The following is an 11,591-nucleotide window of genomic DNA, read 5'->3' as shown; positions in this document are numbered from 1 at the left end:
CTCTAATTTGGCTACTTAAAATCAGATATGTGATGGCAAAATATTTCGAGGGCCGGTATGTCTCTTCACGCCAAAGTACCGGTTTGATTGCCTAAAAGTTGCCTCTATTATGGTCTATTATGGGTAGTGTTTTTTCTCTCGCTTTCTGACATTTTTAAAGAGGCTGCCTGAAACAGTTTTCAGGTAGCCTGAATTTTTTTCCGGCGGTTCAATAATGCGGCGGCAGTTCGGCGGCAGGGTCGAACGGGCTGTCGCCGTGTTGCCTACTGCTTTCGTTCAGCCGGCTATACAGCCAGCGCAGCTGCGCCTGTTGCAGATCCAATGTTTGCTGCATTTTGGCTACCGTGCCGTTCAGGCTGTCCAATAATTCGTTTTGCAGGGCCAGCTGGATTTCCAGCTCGGTGAGCCGTTCTTCCGGATGATTCATTACAGCACCATGGCGGCGATCCAGCCGGCAGCCAGCAGAGGCAGGTTGTAGTGCAGGAAAGTGGGAATCACGCTGTCGTAAATGTGGTCGTGCTGGCCGTCCACATTCAGGCCGGAAGTCGGGCCGAGGGTGGAGTCTGAAGCGGGTGAGCCGGCATCGCCCAAGGCGCCGGCGGTGCCGATGATGGCAACGGTGGCCAGCGGCGAAAAGCCCATGCTGATGCACAGCGGCACATAGATGGCGGTGATAATCGGCAGGGTGGAGAACGAGCTGCCGATGCCCATGGTAACCAGCAGGCCAACCAGCAGCATGGCCAGCACGGCCACGCCTTTGTTGCCGGCAAACAGGGCCGCGCTGCTGTCCACCAGCGATTGGATCTGGCCGGTGGCCTTCATCACTTCGGCAAAGCCTTGTGCGGCAATCATGATGAAGCCGATCATCGCCATCATTTTGATGCCGCTGTCAAACACGCTGTCCACTTCCTGGCGGCGCACCACGCCCAGCGCCATGAATACGGCGAAGCCGAGCATGGCGCCCAGCAGCAGGGCGTCGTCGTAAACCAGCTGCACCACAAAGGCGACCACAATCGCCAACGCGGCCACCAAGCTGCGGTAGGGAGAGATTTTGGCTTGGCTTTCGGCCCGTTGTTCGGCGCGGAAATCGGCTTCGGTGTTGCGGTAAGCACGCGGTTTGCGGTAGCTGATGAACACGGCCACCAGCAAACCGGCCACCATGCCCAAGGCGGGAATCGCCATCGCCTGCATCACAGACAGGTTTTTCACGTTCATGCCGGCTTTGTCGATATTGGCCAGCAGAATTTCGTTCAGGAAAATGACGCCGAAGCCGACGGGCAAGAACATATAAGTTGTGACCAGGCCGAAAGTCATCACGCAGGCCAGCAGGCGGCGGTCGATCTGCATGCGGTTAAACACCAGCAGCAGCGGCGGCACAATCATCGGAATAAAGGCGATGTGGATGGGAATCACGTTTTGGCTCATCACGCCCATCACCAGCAAAGCGCCGATCAGCGCCCATTTCACCCAGTTGACGGCTGAAGGAATGGTGTCGCGCCGGCCGTTGCCTTCCATACGCCGCACCACGGCACCGGCCAGTTGCTGCGGCAGGCCGGAATGGGTGATGGCCATGGCAAAGGCCCCCAACATGGCATAAGAAAGAGCGATTTTGGCACCGCCCGACAAACCGGTTTGGAAATGGGTGATGACGCCCTGCGTCAGCACTTCACCGGATACGGCGTCTTTGATGTCGGCCAAAGGCAGGCCGGCCACCAAGCCGCCCACAAACGCGCCGATGACCAGGCTCAACACCACATGCACCCTGGCCACCGATAACAACAGCATGACCAATACGGCCAAAACCACAGCATTCATGTTTCGATTACACCTGAATAAAAACAAAAGCGTGAGTATAACAATGCGGCAAAGGGTAAGCAATCGTTAAGAATCAGAAAGTCATGTTAAGTGAATTGTTTAAGCATATTTCGGGCTACCTGAAAGTGTTTTCAGGTAGCCCGAAATCTGCCGAAGATGCGTCCTTAAGAGGTGTTGTTGGACGCCATGTTCAGAACGGCGTTTTAGATCTTACCTCCGCCCACAAGGTTTCCGTTACTTCGCTCCTCGGAATCTTCCCCCATCTGCGGTGTCTTTCTGCATTGTGCGTTGTTTATGCCCCGGGAGTACTGCCCGCTTAGCCGTGTAGTTGAACTGTCTGTTCCGCAGGAATTTTTGGCGTTCACACTTTTTGCGCTGCGATACCTTGAACGGCATTTACATCAAGAGGTTTTGCAAAGATCGCATATTGATGGGCGTGAAGGTGATATGGCGATCTGATAAATGCGCAACAAAAATATGCCGCACGCACTGTTTCAAGATTTCAATCTTTTGATGCCGACACCTCTGCCCGCTTCATACCGCTGCTGGCCACACCCGCGCCACCACTTCGGCCAAGGCCGATACCAACGGGTTTTCCTCATACTCGGCAGGATAAACGAAATTCAATTCGATGGCGGCAGCCACTTCTTCCACCACCGCCACCGGCAGGCCGCTGCCGATGGCTTTCACAGCCGCGCGGCGCGGCACAAAGGCCACACCCAAGCCTTGGGCGGCCATATCGATCATGGCCGATGGGCGGTCGCATTGGATGCGGCTAGGCGGCGACACCTTCAGCTGCCGCCACAGTTGCTGGATGTGTTTGCTGCTGCCGGAAGCGGCCGACATATCGATCCAGTTGCAGCGGTTCAAACTCTTGGGCAGACCGGCGCGGACGGTTTCCGCCTCGTCATGATGGCAGAGCAGCACATACTCCACCTGCTCCAAAGGCACGGCCTGCACGCTGCGGTAGGGGTTGCTGCCGAGAAAAAAACCGGCGTGCAGCTCTTTTTTACGCACCGCATTGATGAGGTCGCCGCTGAGGCCGAAACGGAATTTGAGGTGCACATCGGGCAGCTCGTCGCGCAGACACTGGGCCAGCTGTGCGGTTTTTTTACTGCTCAAGGGGTGGATGATGCCCACTTCCAGCACATCGGTGTGGCTGCCGGCCAAGCGGCTGGCGAAATGGTCGAGGCGGTGCATGTGGCGCAACAGGGCTTCCGCTTCGGGCAGCAGCGCACTGCCGGCGGCGGTAAGGCTCATGCCTTGGGCATTGCGTTCGAAAAGCTGTACGTCGAGATGCCGCTCGATGGCTTTGATTTGGGCGGAAACGGCCGGCTGAGAAAGGTGCAGGTTTTCCGCTGCCTGCGTGAGGTTGCCTTGGTGGGCAACGGCGACAAAGCTTTTTAACTGGTTGAGATCCATGGCGTGTTCCCTGCGTTGGATGGAGGGCGGAAGGGCTTGCGGTGTGCCGTCAGGCTTGCATTGTGAAGATACGTTTATTCTGAATGCAAATCAAGACTGCACAGCGAAACCGATACCGCTTTCACCCGAATATTGTCCATCCCCGCGGGCCGCGCCGTCCAAATAAGCGGCCGCCATGCGGGCGAAGTCTTCGCGTACCCGCTGCATCAGTGGCGGCGATACTTGCCAGCCGTGCCAATACACCGGCACATCGGCAAAACGGCCGGGAGCCAAGTCGCACAGCAAACTGGCCGCCAAATCGTCACGGCTTTGGCAGTCGGGAATCATGCCGTAACCGAAACCGAGCCGCAGCGCCTGATAAAAAGCGTTGTTCGAGGGCACCGTATGCTGTTGGCAATGATCGGCCCGGATGCCGAAGTGTGTCTGCAAAAAATCATGCTGCAAACGGTCTTTGCGGTTGAACACCAGCAATGGGGCCCGACGCAGGCTGCTGCGATCCACCCCTTCGGCAAACCATTGCGCCGCCGTCTCGGCAGCGGCCAACAAGCGGTAACGCTGTGCCCCCAAATAGTGTACTTCGCCAGCACGCTGCGCCTCGCTGCGGCTGCTGAGGGCAGCGTGCACTTCACCCTCGGTGAGCAAATCGAGGGTATGGTTTTGGTCGTCGGCATGCAGGCGGTACAGCAGCCGGTGGCGGTGTTTCAACTGCGCCAACACCGGCATCAACCAAGTATCGAGAATGTCGTAATTCACCGCCAGCCGCAGCACGAAAGGCTGCGGTTCGGCAGCCAGTTCGCGCTGCATTTCCTGCGCCAGCATATCGGCGCGGCGCAGATAGCCCACCAGCTTGCGCCCGGCAGGCGTGGCCCGCAACGGCGGACGGCGGGTGAGCAAAAGACAACCGGTTTGCGCCTCCAAGCGGCGGATGCGTTGGGACACGGCAGACGGGCTCAGATGCAGCTCGGCTGCGGCCTGCTCGAAGCTGCCGCTGGCCAATACCTGCAAAAAAGCGGCGGCGAGTTTGGGATCGGTGAGCATAATGGAAACCAAGATGGGGATGCGTTTTTTTCAGGTAGCCTGAATCGTATTGCAGCGCATGGCCGCCGAACGGATTTTGCGGCATAGTGCGGCCTCAGACAAGCAAGAGAAAGGAAGCGCCGATGTGGGCTTATTATCTGAAAGGATTGATGCTGTGCGCGGGGCTGATTGTGGCGATCGGCGCGCAAAACGCTTATGTGCTGCGGCAGGGCCTGCTCAAGCAGCAGGTGCCGCTGGTGGTGGCCTTTTGCTGCGTGTGCGATATGCTGTTGATCGGCGCGGGAGTATGGGGCTTGGGCCGGGTGGCCGTTGCTTCGCCCGGCTTGCTGCAGGCGATGACGTGGGGCGGCGGGCTGTTTCTGCTCGGCTACAGCCTGCTGGCCGCGAAACGCGCCTGGCAGGGCGGCGGGCATCTGGTGCTGGATACGGAGCACACCCGGCCGCAGCCGGCGGGCAAGGTATTGGCCACGGTGGCGGCGATGACGTTGCTTAACCCGCATGTCTACCTCGATACCGTGCTGCTGATCGGCGGTGTGGCGGCTGGTTTTGCCGCAGCGGAAAAGTGGGCGTTCTGGCTGGGGGCGGCCAGCATGTCGGTATTGTGGTTCTGCAGCTTGGGCTTCGGCGCCCGCCTGCTGCAACCGTTGTTCCGCCGCGAGGGCGTATGGCGGCTCTTGGACACGCTGATTGCGCTGATGATGGCCTATTTGGGCATCGGCCTGCTGCGGACGGTGTGGTAAATAACAGGCGCCCCACTGCCAAAAAGGCTGAGACCTTTCCACAACACCCATCTGCGGCGCATTTTTGTGTTGTGCGTTTATGCCCTATTGGTACTGCTCGCTCACTTGCCTATCGTGTGATATGTTTGTTCCACAGGGATTCCTAGCGTTCACGTTCGCTGCGCTGCTACGTCTTGAACTGCATCCACATCTGGGGTTGTGCAAAGGTCTCAGGCTACCTGAAAACTTTTAGATGTTTTCGGGAGCGTATGTCAGTTTGAGTGTATTTATCTGTTTGGGTGCCGATGGTTCGCTCTATCTGAATCTGTTTGTCCCAAATTGTCCCAAAGACTGTGAGCGATTGTTGCTATGTCACAAGTTGTATTGATATGGTTAATTTTCGCAAGATCCTTCCCCTAAGCATTTCAGGTAGCTAGAAGCTACCTGAAATGCTTAGGGGAAGCCCATCGGCCAATATAGGAATTAGGGCTTGGCCGCTGCAGGCTGTTGTGCCGCCGGACGGTTATTGGGGCGGGTTGCCGGTTGGGCCGGAGGCCGTTGCGCAGCCGAACCACCCACGGTCACCTGCTCGGAAATGCGTTGGAATGTGACACCGCTGCCGATGCCGCGGACGTTTTTCAGCTCTTCCACCGATTTAAACGGACCGTTGGCATTGCGGTATTCGATGATCGCATTCGCCTTGGCCGGGCCGATGCCGTTTAAGGTTTGCAACTCTTGGGCCGTGGCCGTATTGATATTGACTTGCGCCCACAACAGTGAAACATTCAACAAAGTAAACAACATGAACAGCAGTTTTTTCATGGCCATACTCCTTTGAATATCATCAATAATAAAAAAGGTACCGTTTTCACAAACGGCACCAATAGAGTAAAGTTTCTTTATTTATTCGGCAAGCGGTTTTACACAACAATCAATCATCAAAACCATTCGGATTGTTTTTTTGCCAGCGCCAAGCGTCTTGCATCATCTCTTTCAGCCCGCGTGTGGCCTGCCAGCCGATTTCCGCTTGTGCACGGGAAGGGTCGGCATAACATTCGGCAATATCGCCCGGCCGGCGGGGGCACAGGACATAAGGCACGGTTTGGCCGGATGCCGCCTCAAAGGCTTTGACGATTTCCAACACCGAATAACCGTTGCCGGTGCCGAGGTTATAAATATGCATGCCACCCAAGCCCGCCTTAGCCTGCATGGCTTTCAAATGCCCGTCGGCCAAATCCACCACGTGAATATAGTCCCGCACACCGGTGCCGTCTGCCGTCGGATAATCGCTGCCGAAAACCGACAACCGCTCCAGCTTGCCTGCCGCCACTTGGCAGACATAAGGCAGCAGATTATTCGGAATGCCGTTGGGTTGTTCGCCAATTCGACCACTTTCATGCGCCCCGATGGGATTAAAATAACGCAGCAGGATCACACTCCAGCGCGGATCAGCAGCCTGAATGTCCTGCAAGATACGCTCCACCATATGTTTGGAAGTACCGTAAGGATTTGTTGTGCCGCCGGTGGGAAACGACTCGGTAATCGGCACGCTGGGGGGATCGCCGTACACAGTAGCCGACGAACTGAAAACTATATTCCACACGCCCGCTTTAGCCATTTCCTCTACCAGAATCAGGCTACCTGAAACATTGTTGTCGTAATATTTCACCGGTTCGCGCACGCTTTCGCCCACCGCTTTTAAGCCGGCAAAGTGCATCACGGTTTCTATCGGATGGCGGTCAAAAATTTGCCGCAACAATTCACGGTCTCGAATATCGCCGCGATAAAAAACCGGCTCTTTGCCGCTAATCTCAGCAATGCGCAATAAAGACTTCTCCGAAGCATTGCAAAGATTATCCAGTACTACTGTCTCATAACCGGCTTCCAACAATTGCAACACCGTATGCGAACCAATAAACCCGGCTCCGCCGGTTACCAAAACCGCCATGATTGTTCCTTATTTGTAATGATGTTTTCAGGTAGCCACCCAATACCCTGGCTACCTGAAAACATTTATCGCGCGCCGAAACCGGTGAGCATGGTTTTAATGGTTTTAAAAAAAATCAACACATCTAATGAAAAAGAAAGATGCTTTATGTAATAGAAGTCATACTCTAATTTAATTTGTGTTTCATTTACATCGGTAGCATAACCATGCATTACTTGAGCCCAGCCAGAAATACCTGGTTTTACCACGTGCCGATAATTATAAAAAGGAATTTTTTCCTGAAACTCATCAACGAAAGCTTTTTGCTCTGGTCTGGGACCAATTAAGCTCATATCTCCCTTGATAATGTTAAAAAATTGTGGTATCTCATCGATGCGTACTTTTCGGATAAATCTTCCTACTTTTGTCACACGCATATCTCCTAAGGCCGCTAATTTGGCCCCATCTTTCTCGGAGTCTCTGCACATACTTCTGAATTTATAAATCTTAAACTCTTTTCCTCCTAATCCAACTCGATTTTGTACAAAAAGAATCGGTCCGGGGCTCTCCAGTTTAATAGCAATGGCTATGATCAGCATCATAGGTAGCGTGATTGGTAGGCTACATAATATGACAATAACATCTATTAGATATTTAAGTCTCATGTAATTTTTAGAGGGCAATAGCGCTCCTAAGCTGTTTTCATACATATGATGAATTTTCAACCGTCCAGTTAAGGCTTCTTCTATTGAGTGGATATGATAAATAGGAATGCCTTTTAGTAATTGTTGTGTGAAAAATTTTTTCCATTTCGTATCTAAACTTGGATCATACAGGTCTGCCACGTAACCCTGTATCTGAGATAGCGGTATATTAATTGGCTCCGCCAATTCAATCCAGTGAACGTCAGGTAATAAATTAGCATTGGCTGCTTTTGCAAATGGTAGATAAGCCAAAACTGGCTGCTTGTGATTTCTCAGTCTAAATCCCCATAAGCATATTGCATAAGAAGTAATGAAGCCAAGCAGCAAAAACCATAAAGAATAAGACAATCCTAATATCTTCAGCACTGTCCAAGCAGACAAGAACCACAAGACTGAATTAGGCAGTACTGAAAATATTGACTTCCTGCCGGGATAGTTGGTAATAGAAAACAGAGATTTAGCACTAATGGAATGAGCAACTGCCACCGCCAACATACTGATAATATAAACATGCCCCTGATATTTTCCTAACCAAGGCAACAAAATAATATATGGTAAAAAAGCACTGATACCTACCCCTACCCATAAACGGATAGGAAACGAATACAAAAATCTACTCATGTCAATATAATTTCATTTAGTTTTTCTTAGGAAAGTAGAATAAAAATTAACTAATAAAGTACTTGGCATCATTCGTATACCTGCACGAACTAAAAATAGAATATAAGCAGATAAAGGAGATTGAATTTTTAATTTCAATTTCAAGTCTAACAGTTGCTTCTCACTTTTCATGTACTGCCATCCGCGACGCCGCTGATGCATCCCATTACCGATGCGGGCGTACACTAAAATATCTGGAATATTGGCTACTGGATAAGCAGCACCGATAACACGCAGCCATAAATTATAATCTTCCATAAACAAATGATGCTGGTAGCCTCCTAAGGACGTAATCACATCTCTTCGGTAGGCTACAGTCATATGATTAAATGGGCACCTTCGTTTAGAGTATTCAAGAACTTCCTGATGTGTCTCAGGTGCATCCTTTACTGCATTTAAATCATATGGTATTTGATTAAACTCAAGGATTGAGCCGCCCAAAATAACAATATCTTGATTCTTCTGTATGAATTTTACCTGTCGTTCAAACCGATCAGGTACACAAATATCGTCGGTGTCCATACGAAACACCCAATCATGGCTGCAATGCTTCAAACCTTCATTTAATGCTTTTCCTAAGCCGACATTTTGAGGCAAAGGAATAACTTTAATAGGCAGTTTGGATTGATACGCCTCAACAACGTGTTGTAGCTCAGCTATAATTGGCCCATCAAATACCAACACGATTTCATTTGCCTGGATAGTTTGCCGAAGCAAACTATCCAGGCACTGCCGTAAAAACTCAGCCTCTTCCCGAATATAAAGAGACATCAAAACAGAAAATGGAATCATCAGATATCAGCCTGCCAACAAAACAATCGCTAAATGTAGATGTTTTCTAGCAACTGTATTTAAAATAAAATATCCATACAAATACCTCAGAAAAATCTTTCTATCGTATTTTTCTGAGGCATGAATCGTTTAGACCGACACTCCTGCAAAACCCTAAAACCGCTCCAACTCCGGAAACGGCATTTGTCCGTTTTTCACATGCAATTTGCCATATTCTGCGCAACGGTTTTTGGTGGGGATATTTTTATCCGCATTCAGCAAACCGCTGGGGTCAAACGCATATTTGACGCCCCAAAATGCCTCGCGTTCCGCATTATTGAACTGAACGCACATCTGATTGATTTTCTCCATCCCCACCCCGTGTTCGCCGGTGATGGTGCCGCCTAGGCGCACGCATTCTTCGAGGATTTCCACCCCGAATGCCTCAGCCCGCTCCCATTCGCCTTCATTGGCGCTGTTGAACAGAATCAGCGGATGCATATTCCCGTCACCCGCATGGAACACATTAATACATTGCAGATTGTATTTCGGCTCAAGGGCGGCAATATATGCCAGCATTTGGCTGATGTGGCGGCGCGGAATGGTACCGTCCATGCAGTAATAATCGGCATTCAACTGTGCTGCAGCCGGAAAAGCATTTTTTCGGCCCGACCAAAAAGCCAAACGTTCAATTTCGTTGCGGGACACTTGCAAACGGATGGCACCGCTTTTCTCCAACACTTCTTTCATGCGACCGATTTCTTCCGCCACTTCTTCCGGCGTGCCGTCGGCTTCGCACAGCAAAATCGCTTCGGCATGGGTGTCGTAGCCGATATTCAGGTAGCTGTCCACCGCTCGGGTGCAGGGGCCGTCCATCATTTCCAAACCGGCGGGAATGATGCCGGCGGCAATCACATCGGCCACCGCATTGCCGGCCTTACCCATGTCGTCAAAGCTGGCCATCACCACTTGCGCGAGCTGCGGGGTCGGAATCAGCTTCACCACCACTTCGGTTACCACGGCAAACATGCCTTCGCTGCCGATAAACACAGTCAGCAAATCCAAGCCGGGTGCGTCCAAAGCGTGGCTGCCGAATTCCACCACTTCGCCACTAATCGTAATCGCCCGAACTTTCAGTACATTATTTACGGTCAGGCCGTATTTCAAACAATGCACGCCGCCGGAATTTTCGTTCACATTGCCGCCGATGGAGCAGGCGATTTGGCTGGAAGGATCGGGCGCATAATAAAGTTTGTAACGGGCGGCGGCCTCGGAAATGGCCAAATTGCGCACGCCCGGCTGCACCGTGGCGGTACGCGCAGCTTGGTTCACTTCCAGAATGCGGTTGAACTTGGTCATCACCAGCAACACGCCGTTCTCCTGCGGTAACGCGCTACCGGCCAAACCGGTACCTGCGCCGCGCGGCACAACGGGAATATTCAAGCGGAAACAGGTGCGCAATACTTTTTGCACTTGGGCTTCGGTTTCCGGCAACACCACAATCAACGGCCGCACGCGCAAGGCTGACATGGCGTCGCACTCATAAGGCGTGATTTCGGATTCGGTTACCAATACTTCCATTTCCTGCCATTCGTCCGCCAAAGTGCGGACGATGGAGGCACGTTCTTCGGCGGTGAGTTCGTGTAAAGAGCGCATCGTGTCCCTAGACTGATCGTTATGGATGAAATAAAGCGGAAATGTACCATAAACCGCTTACTGCTGCAGCGGTTACACTCACAATACAATCAGAGAACTTGATAATTCATAAATAAAAAACAAGTGCTTTTACCAAAAGCGCAATAGTAAAGGCTACCTGAAACCTTCAGGTAGCCTCTTGCCATACAGATTTAAGCAGTGTCAGCGTTGCCGCGCCTTAAATCGCGGATTACTTTTGCAAATAACATACATTTTGCCTTTACGCCGCACAATCTGGCAGTCGCGATGACGTTTTTTGGCCGATTTCAAAGAAGACAGGACTTGCATCATTTATCCTTTTTCAAGGCATTCATCATATTGCCGTAACGCTGGGTAAACACGCTGGCTCGGCCTTGTTTGCTGTGTTCGCGCTGGCGACCGGTATAAACTGGATGTGAGGCCGACGAAGTATCCAGCATAAAAACAGGATACTCCTGCCCGTCCGTCCATTGCATGGTTTGGGTAGTGGGCGCACAAGAACGAATCAACCAACCTTCATTGGCACTGCTGTCGTAAAACAACACGGTACGGTAATTTTCAGGGTGGATGCCGGGTTTCATGACCAATCTCACTTTCTATTGTTATAATATAACATTATATGAGAATCTATAGGCAAAATCAAGAATTATTCTCAAACATTCTTAACGGCCGTTTGGTACGCACGCTCCATCAGATATCCCAATACTTTGGTGTATTTAGTCCCGCCATTAGCGGTGTATTTAGTCCCGCTATTAGCTGGTATGGATTTATTCTAAAGCGTTCAGGCTGGTCATTCCACTGTTTGCAGATGAATTCGTAGGGCGTCAGCCCCTTCAAAGTCTTGAGCCTACGTGCGAAGTG

Annotated in this window: 12 protein-coding genes; 1 reads left to right on the top strand and 11 read right to left on the bottom strand. The window is 51.6% G+C overall.

Going from position 1 to position 11,591, the window contains the following annotated elements; all coding sequences use genetic code 11:
- Positions 1-208 precede the first annotated feature (208 nt).
- From HMPREF9371_RS04305 to HMPREF9371_RS04290, 4 genes are all read right to left on the bottom strand, one after another.
- Positions 209-427, bottom strand: a complete 219-nt coding sequence (locus HMPREF9371_RS04305; RefSeq protein ID WP_009118707.1) for a SlyX family protein — start codon at positions 425-427, stop codon at positions 209-211.
- Positions 427-1,815, bottom strand: a complete 1,389-nt coding sequence (locus HMPREF9371_RS04300) for a Na+/H+ antiporter family protein (RefSeq protein WP_009118706.1) — start codon at positions 1,813-1,815, stop codon at positions 427-429. Before HMPREF9371_RS04300 ends, HMPREF9371_RS04305 begins: the two co-directional genes overlap by 1 nt.
- A gap of 534 nt (positions 1,816-2,349) precedes the next feature.
- Positions 2,350-3,237, bottom strand: coding sequence for a LysR family transcriptional regulator (locus HMPREF9371_RS04295; protein ID WP_009118705.1), 888 nt, complete (start codon positions 3,235-3,237; stop codon positions 2,350-2,352).
- Between the two features lie 90 nt (positions 3,238-3,327).
- Positions 3,328-4,275 carry an ArgP/LysG family DNA-binding transcriptional regulator gene (locus tag HMPREF9371_RS04290; RefSeq protein WP_050797906.1) on the bottom strand — a complete coding sequence of 316 codons (948 nt, stop codon included), beginning with the start codon at positions 4,273-4,275 and terminating at the stop codon, positions 3,328-3,330.
- A 122-nt stretch (positions 4,276-4,397) separates the two neighbouring features.
- Here HMPREF9371_RS04290 and HMPREF9371_RS04285 point away from each other — a divergent pair, with 122 nt between their 5' ends.
- Complete coding sequence (locus HMPREF9371_RS04285; protein WP_009118703.1) at positions 4,398-5,015, top strand: LysE/ArgO family amino acid transporter; 618 nt, start codon at positions 4,398-4,400, stop codon at positions 5,013-5,015.
- 462 nt (positions 5,016-5,477) lie between these two features.
- On the opposite strand, the gene HMPREF9371_RS04280 is transcribed toward HMPREF9371_RS04285, so the two are convergent.
- From HMPREF9371_RS04280 to HMPREF9371_RS04250, 7 genes are all read right to left on the bottom strand, one after another.
- Positions 5,478-5,816: a ComEA family DNA-binding protein gene (locus HMPREF9371_RS04280; RefSeq protein WP_040660151.1), complete on the bottom strand. Its 339-nt coding sequence runs from the start codon at positions 5,814-5,816 to the stop codon at positions 5,478-5,480.
- Between the two features lie 109 nt (positions 5,817-5,925).
- Positions 5,926-6,942 carry a UDP-glucose 4-epimerase GalE gene (gene galE / locus HMPREF9371_RS04275; RefSeq protein WP_009118701.1) on the bottom strand — a complete coding sequence of 339 codons (1,017 nt, stop codon included), beginning with the start codon at positions 6,940-6,942 and terminating at the stop codon, positions 5,926-5,928.
- 65 nt (positions 6,943-7,007) lie between these two features.
- On the bottom strand, positions 7,008-8,246 hold the full coding sequence (locus tag HMPREF9371_RS11565; protein WP_009118700.1) for an exopolysaccharide biosynthesis polyprenyl glycosylphosphotransferase: 1,239 nt from the start codon (positions 8,244-8,246) through the stop codon (positions 7,008-7,010).
- 12 nt (positions 8,247-8,258) lie between these two features.
- A complete protein-coding gene (locus HMPREF9371_RS04265) occupies positions 8,259-9,077 on the bottom strand; it encodes a glycosyltransferase family 2 protein (protein WP_009118699.1) in 819 nt (272 codons plus the stop codon).
- 153 nt (positions 9,078-9,230) lie between these two features.
- Positions 9,231-10,712, bottom strand: coding sequence for an FAD-linked oxidase C-terminal domain-containing protein (locus tag HMPREF9371_RS04260; protein WP_009118698.1), 1,482 nt, complete (start codon positions 10,710-10,712; stop codon positions 9,231-9,233).
- Between the two features lie 201 nt (positions 10,713-10,913).
- Positions 10,914-11,039, bottom strand: a complete 126-nt coding sequence (ykgO, locus tag HMPREF9371_RS04255; RefSeq protein WP_009118697.1) for a type B 50S ribosomal protein L36 — start codon at positions 11,037-11,039, stop codon at positions 10,914-10,916.
- A complete protein-coding gene (locus HMPREF9371_RS04250; protein ID WP_009118696.1) occupies positions 11,039-11,311 on the bottom strand; it encodes a type B 50S ribosomal protein L31 in 273 nt (90 codons plus the stop codon). Before HMPREF9371_RS04250 ends, ykgO begins: the two co-directional genes overlap by 1 nt.
- Positions 11,312-11,591 lie beyond the last annotated feature (280 nt).

This window comes from Neisseria shayeganii 871 (assembly GCF_000226875.1).
GTDB classification, from domain to species: Bacteria; Pseudomonadota; Gammaproteobacteria; order Burkholderiales; family Neisseriaceae; genus Eikenella; species Eikenella shayeganii.
The sequence above is the reverse complement of the archived record's forward strand: the minus strand, read 5'-3'. Positions and strand labels throughout refer to the sequence as shown.

Bases quoted from the DNA above. Each gene is read 5' to 3' on its own strand.
- HMPREF9371_RS04305 (WP_009118707.1), bottom strand. From the start codon at position 427: ATGAATCATCCGGAAGAACGGCTCACCGAGCTGGAAATCCAGCTGGCC.
- HMPREF9371_RS04300 (WP_009118706.1), bottom strand. From the start codon at position 1,815: ATGAATGCTGTGGTTTTGGCCGTATTGGTCATGCTGTTGTTATCGGTG.
- HMPREF9371_RS04295 (WP_009118705.1), bottom strand. From the start codon at position 3,237: ATGGATCTCAACCAGTTAAAAAGCTTTGTCGCCGTTGCCCACCAAGGC.
- HMPREF9371_RS04290 (WP_050797906.1), bottom strand. From the start codon at position 4,275: ATGCTCACCGATCCCAAACTCGCCGCCGCTTTTTTGCAGGTATTGGCC.
- HMPREF9371_RS04285 (WP_009118703.1), top strand. From the start codon at position 4,398: ATGTGGGCTTATTATCTGAAAGGATTGATGCTGTGCGCGGGGCTGATT.
- HMPREF9371_RS04280 (WP_040660151.1), bottom strand. From the start codon at position 5,816: ATGAAAAAACTGCTGTTCATGTTGTTTACTTTGTTGAATGTTTCACTG.
- galE (WP_009118701.1), bottom strand. From the start codon at position 6,942: ATGGCGGTTTTGGTAACCGGCGGAGCCGGGTTTATTGGTTCGCATACG.
- HMPREF9371_RS11565 (WP_009118700.1), bottom strand. From the start codon at position 8,246: ATGAGTAGATTTTTGTATTCGTTTCCTATCCGTTTATGGGTAGGGGTA.
- HMPREF9371_RS04265 (WP_009118699.1), bottom strand. From the start codon at position 9,077: ATGATTCCATTTTCTGTTTTGATGTCTCTTTATATTCGGGAAGAGGCT.
- HMPREF9371_RS04260 (WP_009118698.1), bottom strand. From the start codon at position 10,712: ATGCGCTCTTTACACGAACTCACCGCCGAAGAACGTGCCTCCATCGTC.
- ykgO (WP_009118697.1), bottom strand. From the start codon at position 11,039: ATGCAAGTCCTGTCTTCTTTGAAATCGGCCAAAAAACGTCATCGCGAC.
- HMPREF9371_RS04250 (WP_009118696.1), bottom strand. From the start codon at position 11,311: ATGAAACCCGGCATCCACCCTGAAAATTACCGTACCGTGTTGTTTTAC.